The organism is Ramlibacter sp., from assembly GCF_050250995.1.
Taxonomy (GTDB): Bacteria; Pseudomonadota; Gammaproteobacteria; order Burkholderiales; family Burkholderiaceae_C; genus Ramlibacter.
Window position 1 is genome coordinate 133893 of record NZ_JBFWNP010000005.1, and the last position, 20143, is coordinate 154035.

4 protein-coding genes are annotated in these 20143 nt (G+C 69.3%); 2 read left to right on the forward strand and 2 right to left on the reverse strand.

Annotated elements, in window-relative coordinates:
• Position 1 precedes the first annotated feature (1 nt).
• On the reverse strand, positions 2-17776 hold the full coding sequence (locus AB7E83_RS07075; RefSeq protein ID WP_428567047.1) for a LysM peptidoglycan-binding domain-containing protein: 17775 nt from the start codon (positions 17774-17776) through the stop codon (positions 2-4).
• A gap of 136 nt (positions 17777-17912) precedes the next feature.
• On the reverse strand, positions 17913-18401 hold the full coding sequence (locus AB7E83_RS07080; RefSeq protein WP_428567049.1) for a glutathione peroxidase: 489 nt from the start codon (positions 18399-18401) through the stop codon (positions 17913-17915).
• 75 nt (positions 18402-18476) lie between these two features.
• Here AB7E83_RS07080 and AB7E83_RS07085 point away from each other — a divergent pair, with 75 nt between their 5' ends.
• Together AB7E83_RS07085 and AB7E83_RS07090 are read left to right on the forward strand one after the other, a co-directional pair.
• On the forward strand, positions 18477-19667 hold the full coding sequence (locus AB7E83_RS07085) for a tetratricopeptide repeat protein (RefSeq protein WP_428567051.1): 1191 nt from the start codon (positions 18477-18479) through the stop codon (positions 19665-19667).
• A 206-nt stretch (positions 19668-19873) separates the two neighbouring features.
• A complete protein-coding gene (locus AB7E83_RS07090) occupies positions 19874-20140 on the forward strand; it encodes a flagellar biosynthetic protein FliQ (protein ID WP_428567054.1) in 267 nt (88 codons plus the stop codon).
• The last annotated feature ends 3 nt before the right edge of the window (positions 20141-20143 follow it).

Here is a 20143-nt window from a genome sequence, read left to right on the forward strand (position 1 = left end):
CTCACCGTCCTTTGCGAGGAATCCACGGCAGCAGGCCTTGCGGCGTCGCGGCCTTGACAGATGCGCCGCCAAGCCAATTGCTCGTGCGGCCGAATTGTGCGCCCGAGTACATCGCCTCGTTCATCGATGACTTGCCATCGACCACGAAACGCAACACCTGATTGGCGCGATTCGGACCAAGATCCAGAAGCATGTCCGGACGCACTGTCATGCCGCTTCCATTGGGGTCATAGGCCCAGCGATTCATGACCAACAATTGGCCCGGACCTTCGGGAACGCCCAGTCGCTCGTTGTATCGCACGATCACATCACGGGAGAAGGAGTCAGCGAACAAGCCCACCTGCAATTGCTGCGGCATCTCTACTGGATAGCGAAGCTGCCCGCTGCCGACCCTTCGCTGACCTTCTTCAACACCCGCGGCAAACGCCTTCTGATACCGCTGCGTGTTCTCGTCCACCCACTGCATCGGACTCATCCGCTGGTTGCCGATAGAGGTGATGAGCATGCTGCGCGTATCCAACTCGACGATGCCTTGCTTCCACATCTGCACCTTGCGCAGCGCATCCGAGTAACGGTCGATGAGGTCGGCGTTGTTGTAGCGCACTACGCCATCCAGCCCGATCCCCATCGTCGCGCCCAACGCATCCGGCGTGGGCACCACGCGCATCATGCCCATCTTGTCTTGCAGAGCTCCCTTGAGCTTGTCCAGCACGGTCGTCTGCTGCAAGTCGCTCATGACACCACCCAACAGCTTGTAGTCGCGGTAGAGGCTCGTCATTCCCGCCAAGTCGTCGGCAAGTTGGAACGCCGCTTCGGCGCGCCGATTAACGCTAATCCCGTTGACCATGCCGGGGGTAACGCGAACGCTGCCGCCTCCGGCGGGCACCATGTCCCCTTCGTACCCAAGCTCGCTCATGTACAGCGCCGCAATCGCGGCATTGGAAGAGGAATCGCTCAGCAGGTTTGTCGATGGTGCAACGGGGTTTGTCCCCCACAGCAGACCCGCACGCTGCGTCACACTGACCGAATCCCTGTACGCAGTCATCACCCCCAAAGGGTCTCTCGCCCGATTCCGCGCTCCCACGTCCTCAGAGAAGGACAGCCCATTCATCAATGTCGGGACCGGTCCAACATCGACGTTCGCCCAGTTGTTATTTTTGGCGATGAGGTCGCCCAGCACATCCCCTGACTCGCCCTGGGCTTGTTGCGTCGCGCCCGCGCCGCCCATGCTGTCCGCCAGAGACGACCCCAACGCATTCCCAAACGCATCAATCGCCACTTGCTGCGAACTCACACGCCCGCCCCGCGCCGCCGCCGCCGCGGCTCCTGCGACCAACCCCGTCGTGAAGCGAGCGCCGAACTGACCGAACGTCGAGTCTCCGTAGACTTTTCCCAACACCGGTGCCACGGCGGCTCCGATACCGGCGCCGATGGCCGACGCCGATACCGACCGCCAGCTGAAGTGATCCTGCATTCCCGTTGCCACGGCAATGCCTTGCGTGACGGTGCTCGTCACCGCTGCACGTGCGGCGAAGTTGCCGATATCGCCGAGTCCGAAGTTCGCGCCGACCAAGCCGCCCGACACGCCGCCCGAGATGGCAGACATGGCAATTTGCTCGAGGCTGAACTTCTCCTGCACCCCGGTAGCCACCCCGACCACCTGGCTCGCAATCGAGCCCACGGCGGAGGACACCGCAAGCGTTCCTGCCGTCCCTAAAGTGGCCGCGACCGATGTGGTGCCGGCGGCCACGCCGCTCGTCATCACGCTCAACCCCGCTTGCATCGTCTGCAGGAAGCCACTCGCTCCAGTCAGCGCGCCTGCCGTGTAGACCGTCACGATCACCGCAACGATCACCATCACGATCTGCCCCATGCCCCCGCAAGCCGGGCCATCCGCGGGCATCGGCAGGTTCGGCGTGTTCTCGCCGAGGGCCTGCATGATGTCGTAGGGCTGGACGGTGTTCGCGCCGTTGAGCGTGCCGCCGCCGAAACTCGCGGTGCTCGGGACGATCAGCGCCTGGCCCGCCTCGACGTCGTCGGGGTCGGAGAGGCCGTTGGCTTCGGCGAGGACGAACCAGAACGATGCGTCGCCGTAGACAGTGCGTGCGATGGTCTGCAGGGTGTCGCCTGCCTGCACGACGTAGGAGCCAGCGCTGGAGCCCTGCGCCGTGGGTCGCAGCACGTTCGCGAACTGCGTCGTCACGCCGGCTACATCGCGATAGGTCGCTTCACGGCCGGTCTTCGCGAGCTGCTGGCCTTCCGCGATCAGGAACCGCTCGGTGATGCCCGTGTTCAGCTCACGGTTTTCCAGCACGTGGCCCATCGCGTCCGTCGAGATTCGACGAGTAGGACTCGCGCCGTGAATCTGCTGCGTAACGCCGGTGATGAAGCCGTTCGCGTCGTAGCTGCGCATCGCGACGCCGCCCAGCTTCTCCTGTTTCACCTCGCGGTAGGCGTCGCCGATGGCCTGGTAGGTGAGGATCGCGTCGCCGGACCGCTCTTCGGAGCGGTACGCGTCGGTCGTGATCTTCGTCGCGTTGCCGACGGCGTCGTACTCGAACCTCGTGCGCGCCGAGGTTGCCAACTCGCGCTGCGGGCTTTCGCCATCACCGATGACGTGGAAGTCTTCGACGTACTGCGCCTTGATGCGGTCGGAGCCGCCGTCGTAGACATTGTTCTGCCGCGAGACGTCGAGGCCGAGTTCGGCGATGCCTTGCTCGCCGACCTGCGTCGCCAAGTCGCCCGCGACCGTGCCGTCGCGCGTGACCATGCGGCCAGCCGCGTCGTACCTGCGTGACTCGACGACGCGGTTGTCTCGGTAGATCGCGCCCAGGTGGCCTGCGGCATCGTAGACGTAGCGCTCCGTCGTCTCGCCTTCGACGATGCGCAGGCCCGACGTTCCACCTGTGCCGGTTTCGGGATCGAATGGCGTGGAGTAGGTTTCCAGCTTCGCACCGAGCCAGCTTTGCGTCGCTTGTCGGCTCATCACGTCATAGGTGATCGACTTGCCGCGAACCGCTGCCGCCGTGCCGCCCTTCAAGTCTCGCTGCAGCGTGACGCGATTCATCGCGTCGTAGGCCATCGCGATGTCCGACTCCTGCAGCGTGTCCGCCTCGTCGTAGTAGCGCGACTGCGTGCGAACGCGATTGCCTGCGGCGTCGTACGCGTAGGCCAACGACATGCGGCTATCTTGAACCGAAGTCAGGCGGCCTTGCGCATCGTGCGTGAGCACGTTGTCTTGAAGGGTGCGGGTGCCCTGCTCGGTCACCTCCTTCGTCACCTCCCGCGTGCGGTTGCCGGCTTCGTCGTAGGTCCACTCCGTGCGCTTCTCGACGCCGGGCTGGCTGCGGTCGACGATTCCCGTTACTCGGCCTTGCACGTCGTAGGTGTAGACGCGGTCGACGCTCGCCGTGTTGCCGGCCGCATCGATCACCCGCGGTCCCGAGCTCTCGTGAACCAGTTGACCCGCGTCGTCGTAGGCGTAGTGCGCCACGGTCCCGTCGAGCCCGACGTGATCGGCCACCACATGGCTCGCGCCCTGATACGTCCACGTCATCTCGCCGCCCCGAGCGTCCTGCTCGTACACCTTGCGGCCGAACGCGTCGTAGCGGTACTTCGTCACCTGCGCGTCGAAGCCGCTTTGCTCGATGACGTGGCCGGCCAAGTCGTACTTCGTGGTCGCGATTCGGGCGTTGATGCCGGTCGCGTCGAGCAGCTGTCCGTCTTGGGTCGTCAGCAGCGCGCTCGTGCGTCGGCCAAGCGAGTCGTAGGCGTAGCGCTCCAGGGTTCGGCCGGTGCCGCTTGCGGTGCCGGCCGTGACTTCGTGCGTCACTTCGTCGAAGCCGGCTGTCTGCCAATTCGTGACCCGTGTCTGGGCCACTTCCTCCGACTTGCCGAGGCCCGTGACGCGAGTCTCCGCATTCGGGCGAACCACCTCCGTGAGTTGCCCCTTCAAGTCGTAGCCGTAGTTCGTGACCCTGTAGCGTATGTCGCCCGTTGCTGCAGAACCGCTGCTATGCACCCACATCTGCGTGCGGTTGCCCAGCACGTCGTACTTGTGCAGGGTGACGGCCCCGTCCGCCCGGCGCTCGCCCACCAGGTTCCCCGCCGCGTCGTACGCCATCTGCGTCGCGTTGCCGTTCGCGTCGGTCACGCTCAGGGTGCGGCCTGCGTTGTCGTAGGAAGCGCGGGTGATCGAGGCTGCCCCACCTTCGTTCGGACGCGCCGCCGACGTCATCTGGTTGGAGGCGTTGTACGTGTAGGTGGTCCGCCAGTCCGCATTGCGCGCGTCCGTGACCGAGACGGCGTTACCCCATCGGTCGAACTCGCTTCTCACGGTCGGCGTGGTCGCGATGACCGAGGGCGCGCTCGTGATCGCACTCTCCACCCAGCTCGGATCGAATGCGAGCGACACCGGAAGGCCGTCCGCCACGGTCTGGTCGACCGCGCTGTGGTTGCTCGCCCCGAACAGGCGGTCTTGCCTCACGAGGCCCGTGAGTTCGACGTTGCGCGAGAGGCTCGAGAGCGTGACCCCCGACCCCGACGAAGTGATGCCCTCGGTGACCGACTGATGCGACAGCGCAACCGCCTGCGTCACGCCGAGCCCGAGGCTCGTCCCGTGCGCTTGGGAGAGCGTCGCGGACCCACCACCGCCCGCACCGCTGCCACCGTCAGCCCCACCCGACACCAGCGCCGACCCGACAGCCGTGCTCGCCCCGTTCAGATACGAAGCTTCGACCCCGCGGAAGTAGTAGTAGCGTTGCGTGCTCGCGACCTCGTACCCGCGCAGGAGGCGCCCCTCTTCGAGCGGCGCCTCCGTGTAGTCTTCGATCCTCGGATCCTCCAGACTCCCCGGCGCCACGAACGAGTACGTCTGCAGCGGCGCATTCGTCTCGTAAGAAACGACCGTCACCAACTCCGACTCCACCCATTCCTCGTGCCCCTCCACCACGCGGTACGGCACATACGCAGGCGTCGTGTCCGTGATCGCCCCGGTGCTGCCTTCGTACGGCATGCCTTCCACCGCCCACTGCTCGTACAGCCCCGACTGCGCCGCAAACACCGTCCCGTCCGCCGCGAAGAACTTCAGCTCGTACGTGCTCGCGAACGTGCGCCCCGGAATGCTGTCGATCACGAAGGCCTGCACGCCGCTGAAGCCCAGGCCGAGCGTGTCCTCGATGTACGGCGTTCCGCTGTACGTCACGCCGTCGATCTTGAGCTCGCTCCGTGCCCACGCATGCTCCTGCCCGTTGAACTCCCGGGCAAACCCATCGGGGTAAGGCACCGTGATGACCACGTGCTGGCCCGTCCCATCCTCGTCCGTGTAAACAGGGTTGTGCAGCTGCACATCGGGAATCGGGTTGTGCCCCTCGGCCAGCACCTCGTGCGTCTCGATCCAGCGCAGCTCCGGCTCTTCGAGCAGAACGGTCTCTTCCCCCACGGTCACCACGCCGCGCGCGTTGTGCGTCATGACGGTGGCGCGGCTCGGATGGCGGTCCACGTAGTAGATGGAGACGTGATAGCTGCCCGGCTCCAGGTCGCCGAACTCGGCGTACAGCTCGCCTCGCTCGTACTGCGGATACTGCAGCGGGGTCCACGTGCCGCCGACGAGTACCTCGACGCGCTGGTTGTACCAGTCGGGCATGTCCACCGCCGGCCAGCGCAGCTGCGTGCCGACCACATGAACGCCTTCGATGGCCTTCACGGGCACCGTGAACGCCTGAGCCGCGTGGCTCACGAAGAACTCGCCTGTGGCATGCGCGTAGACGCCGTCCTTGACAGCGATCAGCTCGTACGAGTGGTTGCCACGGTTGACGTCGCTCACGTCGATGGTGGCGATGCCGTCCTCCACGACGACGTCGAGTTCTTCGCCCTCGTTCTCGCCGCCCCAGATGAAGCGATAGGTCGCTGCCTCATCCGCCTCGAAGGTGATGAAAGTGCGTGGATTGCCGTCGGTCCCCACCGACTCCGCGATCGACAACGCAACGCCCAGCACCCGCATGTTCTGTTCGCTGCCGGGGGGCCACAGGGTTTCGCTGACCTCCAGCGTCGTGTCCACGCGCGTGTACGCGCCCGCATCGTCGGAGTAGACGGCGCGGAAGCTGTAGATGCCGGGCGCGCGCGAAGCGAGGTCGACGTAGGTCGACTCGTCGGGCAGGGGCTCGTCGTTCTCGTACACCTGAGGCCATTCGCCGCCCGAGGCCCCTTCCCAGAACGCATAGCCCCAGTCGCTGTCGATGTACACCTCGGGCGCGACGGTGAATTCGCCCGTGCTGACGTTCGGTGCGCCGCCGGGTTCGGCGAGGGTGACGGCGTAGCGATACCGGCCCTGCGAAAGCCCGGCGATGTCCCAGCCCGACAGGCCGTTGCCAAGCGACGGAACCTGTGCCCCGGAGACTTCGATCGGCTCGAATTCCCAGTTGTCCAGGTTCTCGATGACGACGTGCTGCGTCCACCCTGCGGGCGGTGTGGACCAGGCGAGGTAGCGGCCCGTCGTGCCTTGCGTGATGCTCGGCGCGTCGAAGGCGACCGTCGGCGCGCCGGCGATGTGGAAGCTGCCGGTGGTTTCGCCGGCCGGCTCGATTCCGTTCGTGTAGCTGAGGCGCCAGGTGTAGGCGCCTGCGGGATACGCGGTGCGGTCTGCCAGCGAGATCCCGATGCGGCCGGGCTCGAGCTCGGACGGAGACGGCACGGAAACCGGGACGCCATTGCGCCAGATTTCCAACTGGCTCGTGACGCCCGCCAACGGCATGCCCCACGTGAACATCGAGGCCGATTCGACGTCAACACCGAAGCTCGGCTTGCCGACCGCATGCACGACGGCTTCGATCTCGCCCCACGGTTCGTCGTCGAGGGTGAATTCCACGCGGATGTCGTAGTCGCCGGTGCCCAGCGCGTCGAGGGTGAAGCCGCTGTGGACTTCATCGCCGACCGGGGGGATGTCCTCCGGGTCGAGCGGCTCGATCCACTCTGTCTCGCCGACGGCGCGCAGCAACAGGCGCTGCGAAACACCCTCCGGCGGCGTTGGCCACGACACGAGGTTCGCGCCGAAGACGCCTACGCCGAGGCTCGATGCGCCAGCGGCGGCGTAGTCGAACGCGCCGGTGGATTGCACCTGTTCGCCGTCGATGGTGAAGGTGAGCACGTAGCTGTACGAGCCGGTCGCGAGCGCATCGAGCTCGATGCCGGCGCGCGGGCCGTCGAAGGTGAAGGCCTTCACCGCGGGCGTGGCGACGATCGCGCCTTGCGCATCGCGCAGCTCGATCTGCACGGACACATCGGCGGCCGTGGGCCAGTGAAGAACGGCCGTCGGTTGCGCATACGTCGCGCCCGCCGGAACGTTGGTCACCACCGCCGGCGGCGCGGTGCGCAGGCTCCCGTGCAACCGGCCGAAGGAGACTCCGCTGGCCGTTTCGAAGTACTCGACGCGATACGCATAGTCGCCGGCGGCAAAGGCCGACAGCAGCACGCCTTCGCGGGCCCCCCAGTTGGCGAAGGGGCCCGTGTACGCGGGCAGCGCGTCGAAGTCGACGGGGACCGCGCCCGCACCTGTGCCCACGCGGGTGAGCTTGACCTCCGCACGCAAGCCCGCGGGCGGCGTCATCCACGACAGGGCCGCAGCGGGAAGGTCTTGGCCGGCCACCGGACCCACCCCCGGCGGCGGGAAGGAGACGAAGGTGCCGCTCGCGCGGCCGATCTCCTGCCCGGTGGCGCCGTCGGTGAAGATCAGGCGGTAGTCCCAGGCGGACGGATCGAGCGACGACAGATCGACCGCGTATTCGCTCGCCACCGCGTCGTGGACGGCGGCGCGCTCGCTCCATGCGTTGTGCGTGCGCGGGCTGACCTCGAATCGCTGCCGCACGTCGATGCCGGGCCACGCGATCTGCGGCGCGGACCAGACGGCTGTCGCGCCCGCGGCTGAGCGCAGCTCCGGCTCGGGCACCACGCGCACGACGCCGGTGACGCGACCCAGCTCTCCCCCGCCGGGCGCCGTGAAAACGAGCGTGTAGTCGTGGTCGCCCGGCGTGTAGCCGTTGAAGTCGATCCAGTTGCGGCCGCCGTAGCCGTAGCCGATGGCGGGCTGGCTCGCGGCGCCGGTGCGCCGCTCGACCAGCGTGACGCTCGCGCCCTGCGGCGCTTCGTTGTGCGCGGCGGGCCAGGAGAGCACCCGTTCGAGCTCGGCCTGCCGCAGTGGGTTCGCATCGGCGAAGACGCCGAAGCGCGGCTGCGGCAAGGCCGTTGCCACGCCGCCGTGGCTGCCCCAGGCGACCGGCGCGCCGCCCGCGACTTCCCGTCCCGCGTATTCGATGAGGTACTCGTTCGTGCCCGCGGGCAGCTCGAAGCGCGCCGCGCCATCCGGCTTCGACTCGAACGCCTGCGTCGTCCATTCGCTCGCGTCCGAAGCGCGCACCTTCAGCGTGGCCGCCATGCGCTCCCCGGTGAGGTCCAGCGGGATCGTCCACGCCAGATGCGCGTCCTGCGTCGCAATCGCCGCCACGAGCAGGGGCGGCGCGCCCGCGATGCGGAAGCGCCCGCTCGCGCTGCCGAGCACCGTGTCGGCGAGGCCCGGAATGCGCCATGTCAGCGTGTAGTCGTGCGCATGCGCGAGGCCGTCCTGCAGACCGAGCTGGGCGAAGTCGATGCCGGTCATGCCTTCGCCCAAGGAGGCGACGCCGTAGCTGAAGTCGGTCTCGATGCCCGTCGCGACGTCGCGCATGCGCAGCGTCTGCTGCACCTCGTACGTCACGCCGCCGAGCACCATCGATGCCGGCGCGGCCCACGCGAGCGCGAGGCCGCCCGCCACGGCTTGGACCGCGGGCGCGGGCACGATGTACACGGTGCCCGTCGACCGCGCATACGCGCTGCCGTCCGCGCGGATGTAGCTCACGCGGTATTGCACGGGGCCGCTGCCGCGCTCGTCCAGCGGCAGGCCGAGCGTCGCGCCGAACGTGCCGGCGTTCGCGCTGAAGTCCTGCCACGCGCCGACCACCGCGGGCTCCACCGAATGGTCCGCCGTGCGCATCTCCACTCGCGCCGTTTCGCCCTGGGGCGGCGCGGGCCACGAGAGCACGTTGACGTGTGCAGTGCCCGCCGCGTCCGTGCCGGTGCCGAAGGTGACGACGGGGCCGATGCTCACGCTGCCGTTCGCATGCGCGACGAGCGCCGCGTCCGCCGTGCCGCCGTAGCGCAGCAGCTCGTAGGCGTAGTCGCCCAGCGGCAGCAGCGCGATGTCGAGTCGTGCGTTCGCGCCGTCGCGCGCGATCCAGCCGGAGTTCAGGTCCACGCGCTGATCGACGACATCGATCCATTCGCCGCCTTGCGCGCGGAAGCGCAGCCGCTCGTACGTCCCTTCTTCTCCGGCCTTCCACACCAGCGCATCGCCCACGACGGCGGGCCGGTCGGACTCCGCCAGCGCGGCCGTGCGCGAGGCGAGGCTGAAGGTGCCCGCGTCGCGCACCTGCTCGCCCCAGCGCACCTGGTAGTCGTAGCGTGTGGCCTGGCCTTCCCCGGGGGTGTGCGCATGAAACACGCGGTCGCCGAAGCGCACCATGTCGCCTTGCAGGACGTAGTCGCTCGAACTGCCTTCCGGCCGCATCCACAGCTGTGCGCCCTGCGACCCTTCACGCGGCGCGTCGGCCGTGATCCACGCGCCCCATGCGCCGCTGGTGCCGCGGTCGATCAGGAGCCGCCAGTCGCCACCGGTTGTCTTTTTCCACACCTGGACGCGCGCGACTTCGGCGATGGCGGGAAATTCGGGGCCGACGAGCCATTCCACGCCGGCGCCCTCCGTGGCCTGCGAAGCTTCGAAGATCTGCGTGCGCGAGGCCGATTGCGGCTCGTCCGTGCCGGCGACGACGTAGTCGATGCGGACCTTCACGTCGCCCGCGCCCAGGTCCGCGAACGACGACCAGGAGAGTTCGACGGCGTTCACGCCGTCGACCGAAGACGCCGGCCCGATTTCCAGCCAGGCGACCTGCTGCGTCGTGGCGTCGAGCGATTCCGTCTCGCGCGCCGCGAGGGTCGCCACCGCGTGGCCGAGCGAGTCGAAGCGCGTTTCGGTCACGCGGGCGCCCGCCTGATCGGCCGCGGTCGCGATCGTCGCGAGCGTCACGTTCGCAAGGCTCGCCAGCGGGTTCGTGATTTCCTGCGTCACGCGCCCCTGCACATCGCGCACGAAGACGCGCACCACGCCGTCGGCGCCGCGCGTGCGCCACAGCCGCCCCGCCGCATCGAACTCGTTGGTTTCGACGTCCTGTCCATTGACCGTGGTGCGCGTGAGCTCGCCGAAGTTGTCGTAGTGGTATTGCGTGACGGTGTTCGTGCCCGCGTCGAGCGGCGTCACGGTTTCGCTGAGTCGGCCCAGCGCGTCGTAACGCTGCACGGTGAAGGCCGCCTGCAACGCGGCCTCCCCGGCGGTGGCCACGGGCGTCCACGTGCGCGCGAGTCGCCCGGTGCTGTCGTACGAGCGCTGCGTGACGACCCCCAGCGCATCGGTCTCGCGGATCGCGTGGCCGTGCGCGTCGTACTCGGTCAGGGTGCGGCGGTCGCGCGCGGCATCGAACGCGGGAGCGGTGTACGACCATGTCGCCGCGTCGCCGACCAGCACGGCGCTGCGCGACGACTCGGTGCGCGCCACCACATTGCCGTAGACATCGCGCGCGTACTGCGTGAGCGGCGTCGTTTCGTTCGTGCCGTCGACGTCGGTGCGCGTCGCGCCGAGCGTCGCGCGCTCGCGGCCCAGCGCGTCGAAGACCGTGCGCGTGATGGCGCCCGTCGCGTCCCGCGTCGCCGTGACGTTGCCCAGCGCATCGCGGTAGTAGAGCGTCTGCAACTGTTCGCCGTCGGCCGTGCCGCTGTAGCGGCCCACGCGCGTTTCGCTGCGCAGGCGGCCGGCGTCGTCGTAGGCGCTCCGGGTCGTCCGGTCGCCGCTGCCGGCCTGCAGCCGCGCGCGCACGGTCGCGAGGTCCGCGAGTTCCGCGTCGCTGCCGGCCACGAGACGGTCGTACGCCGTGGACTCGACGACGCGGCCTTCGGCGTCGTGGACCGTCGCCGTGAAGTAACCGCCTTCGACGGCGCCGTCGTGCCCATCGAGCGCGCGCAACTCGCCCACGAGCGCGCCGCGCCGGTCGTGCCAGTAGCGGGTGGCGCCGCTGGCGAACGCCGCACCGTCGGCGTCGACGCCGCCTTGCGTGACCTTCGTGGCCTCGCCGAATGCGTCGTAGGACGTCCAGGTGGCTTGCCGCATCGCGCCGTCGTCGTTCGCGGCGCGCGTATCGTGGGCGAAAGCGAGCGGCTGCAGGACTTCGACCGACCGGCCTCGCCGGTCGTAGCGCGTCTCGATGCTGCGGTCCTGCTCGCCCGCGAGGCGCGCGCGGCGCGTGAGCCGCTCGACCTCGCCGAACGCATTGAGCGTGTATTCGGTGACGCCGCCCAGCGCGTCGGTTTCCGCAACGAGCCGGCCCGCGCGGTCGTAGCGGCGCAGGCTGTCGTTGCCCGCGACGTCGCGCCCGGCAATGGCGTTGCCCAGTGCGTCGTAGACGACGCCCGTCGTCGGCGCGACGAGGATCTCGTGCCGCAACAGGTCGCCGGCCGTGGGCGTGGAGCCGTCATGCACCCAGACCTGCGGATGGATCGTCTTGATCTGCCGTCCAACCGCGTCGTAGACGTAGGTGGTGGTGCGAGACTGGCCCGCGATGTTGGCCGCTTCGGTGCGCGAGACGACGTTGCCGAGCGCGTCGTAGGCCAGCACGGTGTCGATGCGTCGCGCCTTCTCGGTGGCCGTACCGTTGGCCGCCACCGCGACTTCGGGCGTCGTTTCCTTCAGCAGGCGGCCGGCCGCGTCGTAGGTGTAGTTCCACGTCGCGCCGCGCTTGTTCGTGAAGCTGAGCTTGTTGCCCAGCGCGTCGTAGCTGAATCGCTCTTCGAAGCCCAGCGAGTCGGTGGACGCGAGCAGCAGCCCGCGTGCGTCGTAGTCGAAGACGTCGGTGCGGACGAGGTCGTCGCGCCCGGCGAGCGCCTCGGAGAGCGCGAACTCGAGAGTCTGCACGGACCAGACGTCCGGCGATGTGCTCGCGTTGCCGACCGCGAGGAAGACGCCGAAGCGCGTGATGGCGCGGACGTTCCCTGCCGCGTCGTAATCGTGGCCCCGGACCGCGCCCTCGGCGTCGATCGTGTAGACGATGCGGCCTGCGGCGTCGTAGACGTTCTGCTCGACGCGGTCGTGTGCGGCGTCGGGGCGCAGCGCGGCGGCGATCGTGGCTTCGCTCCACGCCTGCGCGGGCGCGGGCGCGGGCGCGAGTGCGACGATGTTCGCGTAGCGGATCGTCTTGAGGATGCGGCCTGCGCCGTCGCGAACGTAGCGCGTGGCCGCGCCTTCGGCATCGACTTCGAGTGCGAGGCGACCCGAGGCGTCGTAGGCGAAGCGGGTGAGGCGGCTGCCGGCGTCGAGGGCGCTGGCGAGCGTGGCCAGGGTCGCGGGCGTCGCCGGGGCGGTGCTCGCGCCCGTCGCCGAGCCCGCATAGGCGACCTGCGCGATCAGCCGTCCGGCGTCGTCATAGATGGAGTCGCGCACCGCGCCTTCGGCGTCGGTCTCGCGCACGAGGCGACCCGCCGCGTCGTACGCGAAGCGCTGCACGCTGTCGCGCGCGTCGTCGCGGGTGGCGGTGGAGAGCCACTGCGCGACGAATGCGGGCGCGCCGGCCGAGAACAGGAAGTTCGCGAGCCGCCGCTGCGCCGTCACACGGCCCGTCGCGTCGTAGGTGAACTGCTCCACGCTGTGGAGCGTCTCTCCGGCGCTTCCTGCGCGCTGCGCCGTCGCACGCGCCACGACACGCCCCGCGGCGTCGTAGGCCATGCGCTCGATGCGGTCGCTCGGCGTGGATGCCGGCGTGCTGTTCACGTTGGCCGTCAACGTCGCGTAGCTGACGCGCTCGATCACCTGGCCGGCCGCGTCGTAGCGCATGACCGTGAGCTGCCCCGCGTCGAGCTGGCGAACGAGGCGGTTGGCTGCGTCGTATGCGTTGTGCAGCACGCGGTTGCGCGCGTTCGCCGCCGGCAGCGCGGCGACGAGCGCGGCCCAGGTCCGCGGCACGAGCGCATTCACCGGATTCGCATAGCCGGTGCGCCGCACGAGGTTTCCGTTGCGGTCGTACTCGAAGCGCGTCAAGGCACCTGCGGCATCGATGGTGAAGCCGAGCCGGCCGTTCGCGTCGAAGATGCGTTCGGTGCGCGCGTCGCCCGCTGCGCTTGCGCCTTGCTGCGCGATCTGCAACTGCTGCTCGACCTCGGAGGCCTGCAGCACGCGCGAAGGCGCGAGCGTCGCCAGCCATGCCTTGGAGACGGCGAGCGTGTGCGTCTTTTCCTCGACGATGCGGCCCGCGTCGTCGTAGCGCGTGCCGCGCACGCCGCCGGCCGCGTCGACGACGTACACCTGCCGGTGATTCGCGTCGTACACCCAGCGCGTCACGCTGCCGTCCGCATCCTGCCGCGCCACGACGTTCGACGCGACGTCGTGGAACCAGCGCGTGACGAGGCCGCCCGTGCTTTCGCTGGTGCGGCGGCCGGCGCCGTCGTAGGCATACGTGGTCTCGCGTCCGCTGGCATCCGTCACCGCGAGCGTGCGGCCTTGCGCGTCGTAAGCCATGCGCGTGACCAGCGCCAGGCCCTCGGGATCGAGCGTGACGGTCAGCGCGTTGCCGCCGGCGTCGTAGGTGGTCGTGGTCTTCGTGCCTTGCGCGTCGATGGTTTCGATCGTGCGGCCCGCCGTGTCCCAGCCGTAGCGCGTGACCTGGTTCAGGCCGCCGCCGACCGTGCGCGTGACGATGCGGTCGGCCGCGTCGAAGCTGTAGGTGGTGATCACCCCGTTCGCGTCCTTGCTTTCGACGACGCGGCCCGCGCGGTCGCGCTTGTACGACTCGGTTCCGCCGGTGGCGTCGCGCACCGATGCGAGCCGGCCGTCGAGGTCGTACGTCCAGGCCGTGACCCCGCCCTTCGCGTCCGTCACGGAGATCGTCTCTCCATGCCGGTTCGCCGTGGCGCGGACCGTGGCGCCGTCCGGCGCGACGGTGGTGACGATGCGCGCGGCCGCGTCGTAGGTCGTGCGCGTCTGTCGCCCGGTCGCGTCGGTGGCGACGAGCACGCGGTCGAATGCGTCGTAGGTGACGCTGCTGCCGCCGATGGGCGCCTGCACCTGCACCTCGCGGCCCAGCCGGTCCCAGCTGCGCGTGGTGGTCGCGCCGCTCGCATCCGTCCAGGATTCGAGCCGGCCGAAGGCGTCGTAGCGCCCGGTCTGCGCGAGGTTCAGGCCGCCGGCGTCCGTGGTCGTTGCGATGCGCTGGCCGCGCGCATTGAAGTGGTCTTCCCGCACGGTGAAGCGGGTGGCGTCGATCTGCTCGCGCGTTCGAACCACGGCGTCGAAGGCGTCGTAGGTGAACTCGCTGATGTTGCCCAGCGCGTCGGTCTCGCGCAGGACACGGCCATCGCGGTCGCGTGCATAGGTGGTGATGCTGTCGCGGCCGGCATCCGCCAGGGCCGCGAGCGGCGCGCGCACGAGTTCGAAGCTGCCGCCTTGCGACGCGACGGGCGGCAGGCTGATGCGGTTCGCATGGAGGACCGTGCGCGCGAGGTTGCCGAACGTGTCGTATTCGTAGGCCTGCACTTCCCCCGCGGCATTCACCTGCGCGGCCAGGAGCCCCTGCGCGTCGTGGAAGTAGACCGTGCGCAGCCCATTGGCATCCGTCGTTGAAATGCGCCGACCATCGGCGTCGTAGGCATGGCGCAGCGCGTGCGAGGCCCAGACGGCTTCGACCGCGGCGGGAGTCGCCGCCAGCGCGAGCAGCGACGAGCCCGTGCCCGCGAGCTCGGCGACGAGCCGGCCCTGCAGGTCCCAGCGGCGCGTCGCGGTGCGCGAATCCTTGGTCTGCCAGGCCCGCGTGGTCTCCACGAGTTGGCCGACGCTGTCGTACATATGGCGCGTCACCGTGCCGTCGGGCGCGGTTTCGGTGGCGAGCTCGCCGCGCGCGGTGTAGGTGAAGCGCCAGCGCTGGTCGCCCGCCTGCGCGGAAGGCCGGCTTGCCGCGAGCGTCGCGCCGGCATTCGCGCGCGTGGCGTAGCGGATTTTCTCGGAGAGATTGCCGGCGAGGTCGTAGACGTGTTCGGTCAGATAGCCTTCGGCATCGACCACGCCGACCATCCGGTCCTTGCGGTCGTAGAGCCACGTCGTGACGAGATCCTGCAGCGCATTGGCCTCGGGCGTGAGCTGCGCGAGCGTGCCCTGCGCACGGGCGGCTGGAGGCGTAGCCGTGACATAGGCGCGCGACGCGGTCCGCCGGCCCGCGAAGTCGTAGGTGTACCGCGTGAGGTAGCCTGCCGCGTCGAGCGTGCCGAGCAGCAGGCCCGCCCCGTCGTGGAAGTGGCGCGTGGCGCGGTCCGCGCTCGTCGATGCGATGGCGTTGCCCGCCGTCGTGTCGGTGATCGTCGCGGGGTCCATCCGCGTGGCGTACGCGGTCACGCGTACGATGCGCGAGGCGCCGTCGTACTGCGTGTCGACGACCTGGCCCTCGCCGTCGATCTGCCGCACCGCGCGGCCCGCGCTGTCGTAGACGGTCCAGCTCGTGCGGTCGGCGCTGTGCGATGCGGGGACCAGATCCCCGAGGCGGGCCGTCTTCGGCGAGGCGAAGGCCGCCGCCAGCGCCTGCGGGTTCACGGCGGTGGCATGCGCGATCGTGCGCGTCGGGCGGTCGGCGGCGTCGTAGCGGTAGGCGACGAATGCGCCGGCCTCGTCGACGCTGGCCGTCCTGCGCCCGGCGGCGTCGTACAGATGGAGCGTGCGCCGCCCGCCCGGCTGGGTCTGCAGCACGAGACGGCCGAGCGCGTCGTAGACGTTCCGCGTCGTGCCGAGCACGGCGCCGGCTGCCGCGGTGTCGCTCACGCTCACGGCTTCGCCCGCGGCGTTGTACTGCGTGGTGGTCCACAGGCCGCTCGCGAGCTTGACCGTCGTGCGCCTGCCCGCGTCGTCGTAGCTGGTCGCGGTGGTGACGCCTTGCCCGTCGGTGCTGCCGATGACTCGGCCGAGGCCGTCGTACACGTGGATCGTCGCCTTGCCGTTGGCGTCGATCGTCTTGAGCAGTTCGCCGCGCGCGCTCCAGATGAAGCTGACGACGCTCTTCGCGCTGTCGGCGAGGCCGAGGCCGTTGCTTCCGACGTTCGCGTAGGTGGTGGCGGTGCGCAGTTGGCCGAGCGCGTCGTAGGCGTAGTCGGTGCGCGTGAGGGCGGTGAGATCGCTTGCGGCGTACCAGGCGGCGAGTTGGGGTTCGCTCAGCGGCGCATTGGCCGCCAGGCCCGCGATCGGGTAGAGCCGGCCTGTGAAGCGCAGTGTGGCGGAGACCTGGCCGGCGGCCGTGTATTCGTGGCGCGTCACGCGGCCTTCGGGGTCGACGCTGTAGACGAGCCGCTGGCTGCCGTCGTAGACGTTGCGGGTGACGAGCGCACCGCCGGGCAGCGCGGGGCCCGCGCCGTCGGGATCGGCCACCGCGTAGAGCGCTTCCACCGTCATGCGGTGTGCCGCGTTGAAGACGCGGCGCACCGTGTTGCCGAGCGCGTCGCGCTCCTCGGTGCGGTTGCCGTTGGCGTCGTAGGCCATGGTGACCGTGCGGCCCATCGGGTCGGTGCGGCCGACGAGATCGCCCGTGGCGTTGTAGGCGTAGCGGGTGACCTGCGGCGGGGCGGCGCCGACCGCGGGCGCCGTCACGCGCAGCAGCTGGCCCGCGGCGTCGTAGGCATAGGTCGTGACGTTGCCCAGGGGGTCGGTAGCGGCGGTGGTGCGCGCCGTCGCGTCGTACGCATAGCGCGTGACGCGGCCTTCGGCGTCGGTGACGCTCGCGACTTTATGAAGCGAGCCGCTCTGAACATAGGTGAAGGCGAGGGCGCTTCCGTCCTTCTGCGCGAGGGTGGCGATGCGCCGGCTCGACCCTTCGTACGTGTAGCGCGTCCAGTAGGTGTTCCCGTCGGTGATCGCACCGTCCGCCGGCGTGAGGTCGACCGTGACCTGCGACAGGCGTCCCGCCGTGTCGTAGGTGTAGCGCGTGCCGACGGCGGTCGTCGTCGCCGTGGCGCCCGAGCTGGCCGGCGCCCGCCAGCGCACCTGGGAAAGGCGGCCCGAGGCGTAGTCGAGCAGCAGGGTCTCGCCGCCGGGGCCGAGGATCGTGGTGAGCTGCCCGGTTGCGCTCGCGTACGTGAAGGTGGTGACGTTGCCGAAGGTGTCGATCGTGCGCAGCAGCCGTCCGCTCGCGCGGTCGTATTCCTGCACCGTGGTGCTCTCGCCCTCGGTGAGCCGCCAGACCCCGGACTGTTCGCGCAGCACGTCGACCGCCCCCGCGCCGTTCGTGCTGCGGTACTCGCCGCGCGCCCAGTCGTAGGTGAAGAGGCTGCGCGAGCCGTCGGCATCGGTGCGCGACACCGTGCTGCCCGTCCGGTTGAGCGTGCCCGTGAGGGAGTGCACGCGGCGTCCGGCTCCGGGCAGCCAGTTGTCCCCGTTGTCGTCGTCGAGCAGACCTTGCGAGTTGTACGTGCGGGCGAGACGAAGGTCTTCACCGCGCGTCGTCAACAGCTCGTCGGTTGCCTGGACGACAAGGTTGCCGGTCGCCGCGTTGACGTAGACGCGGTCCGCGCCCCGGCCGGCCCGCGCATCCGCGCCCGGGGCGCTCGGCGCGTCCGTGCCGAGAGTGAAGAGAGAGGTGTTGAGGAGACCGAGACCGTTGCCACTGACCGGAGAAAACATCGAGGGGAGTTCCGCGAGAGTTCGTTGCGACGTGGCGCGCGAAACAGCGCGCCGTACGTACAAGTAATCTGCACGGCAGGGGCTTTAATTTAGGGCTGCGCACGAAAATAGACGTGCGGCTAGCCTCCGCGCGCGGTCAGGCCGCCAGCGCTGCCTCGATGTCCCGGGCCAGGGAAGCGGGCGCATCCTGCGGCGCATACCGCTTGATGGTGCGCCCATCCCTGCCCACGAGGAACTTGGTGAAATTCCACTTGATGCCCTGGGTGCCCAGGATGCCCGGCGCTTCGGAGGTGAGCCATTTGTAGAGCGGATGCGCCTGCGGGCCGTTGACGTCGATCTTCGACATCATCGGAAACTCGACGCCGTAGTTGCGCTGGCAGAAGCCGCCGATCTCGTCGTTCGTGCCGGGGTCCTGCGCGCCGAACTGGTTGCACGGAAAGCCGAGCACCACCAGCCCCTTGTCGCCGTATCGCGCGTGCAGTTCCTGCAGGCCGGCGAACTGTGGCGTGAAGCCGCAGGCGCTCGCGGTGTTCACGATGAGGAGGGGCTTGCCCTCGAACTGTCGCAAGGCGATGGCGTTGCCGTCGATCGCGAGGGCTTCGAAGTCGTAGACGGAGGTCGGCATCCGCGCATTCTGCACCCGAGGGGCTGTCGGGCTGAATTACACTTTCGTTCTCTAAAATGCGCGTGAGGAATCAGGATGACGGACAGGCGGGTGCATGAGGCGCTGCGAAGGCTCGCGCGGCTCGAGTCCTTCCTGGAAGCCGATCCGGACAACCCGACGCTGCGCGCGGAGGCCTTCCGGCTCGCCGTGAGCTGCGGCGAATGGCAGCGTGCGCAAAGCCATCTGGCCGATGCGCAGCGGAAGTCGCCCGGCGATCCGGCCTGGGCGCTTCGCGAGGTGGACCTGCTCCTCGCCCGCAAGCACTTCGACGAAGCCCGCACGGTGCTGCGCCGTCTCGGCGCCCTGGCCGAACCGGGGAGCGCGCTCGAAGACGCCATCGAGCACGACCTCGCGGCCGCGGACTTCGGCGAGGGCGATTTCCTCGCCGCCTCGGCGAGGCTGAGGCCGATCGTGGCAGGCAATCCTCGCCGAGCCGCGGCCTCCCTGCGCACGCAACTGCTCTGGGTGCGCGCCCTGCATCGCGCGGGCATGGCGCAGCGGGCGTGCGAATGGGTGCGCGGCCTGGAGAACACGGACGCGCTGAACAACGACGTCGCGGGCGTCGCGGCGCTGGCGGCCATCGATTGCGGCGACCTGGACAGCGCCGAGCGATGGGCGGAGCTCGGTGTGTGTACCGAGGAGCCATGCATCGAGGCCTGGGTCGCGCAGTCCACGGTGGCGCTCGCGCGGCGCGACGCGGCCGCCGCCATCGCGTTCGCCGACCGCGCGCTCGCGCTGAATGGCCGCGAGGGCCGCGCCTGGTCGGCCCGCGGGTTCGCGGCGCTGCTCGCCGGCACGCCCGAGGCCGCGGCGGCGGACTTCGAGCGCGCCGTCGCACTCATGCCGATGCACGTCGGCACCTGGCACGGCCACGGCTGGAGCCGGCTGCTGCTGCAGTCGCCCGAGGCGGCGCAGGCGAGCTTCGAGCGGGCGCTCTCGCTCGATCGCGGGTTCGCCGAGACCCACGGCGCGCTGGCCGTCGTCTGTGCCGTGCGCGGCCTTGCCGTCGCCGCGGGCGAGCACATCGAACGCGCGGAACGCCTCGACCGCAACTGCCTGGCAAGCCGTTACGCGCGCGCGATCCTTGCCGGCGAAGCGAGCGACGCGGCGGTCCTGCAGGCGCTCGCGCAACGCCTGCTGTCGCAACGGCCCGCGCCGCTCGGCGGCCGCATGAGCGATTGGCTTCCGGGCGGGTCGGGGACCCCGGGCGCCGCGCCGCCTGCCTGAACGCGAACCGGCCACTCGCCGGTGCCCCATGCGTTGCGGGCCAGACGTTCGCATGGAAAAAAGTACAAATATTTTGCCAGGATGCGGCGAAACTGCTGAGCTAGCAATTAGACTACGCGCGTTCCGCAAATAAGTGCATTAAGTGCTCTTGTTTCGTGATCATTCGCGAATCAATAGTCCACCTTTGCACTAAATATAAATCGCCCTTGAACCCCGACCATGCCTTGCACATGCTGAGCACCCTGCTCTGGACGGGGCTGCTGCTGTGCGCGCCCATCCTCGGCCTCACGCTCCTCGTCGGCCTCGTCGTCAGCGTGCTGCAGGTGGTGACGCAGGTCCACGACGCGTCGCTCACCTTCATCCCCAAGCTCGTCACGGCCGCACTTGTCACCCTGGCCTTCGGCGGGTGGATGCTGCGCGAGCTGATGCAGTACGCCACGCGCCTGTGGACGTCGATCCCTTCCCTCTTTTGAGCC

Coding starts and splice junctions, on each gene's coding strand:
- AB7E83_RS07075 (WP_428567047.1), bottom strand. CDS start 17,776: ATGTTTTCTCCGGTCAGTGGCAACGGTCTCGGTCTCCTCAACACCTCT.
- AB7E83_RS07080 (WP_428567049.1), bottom strand. CDS start 18,401: ATGCCGACCTCCGTCTACGACTTCGAAGCCCTCGCGATCGACGGCAAC.
- AB7E83_RS07085 (WP_428567051.1), top strand. CDS start 18,477: ATGACGGACAGGCGGGTGCATGAGGCGCTGCGAAGGCTCGCGCGGCTC.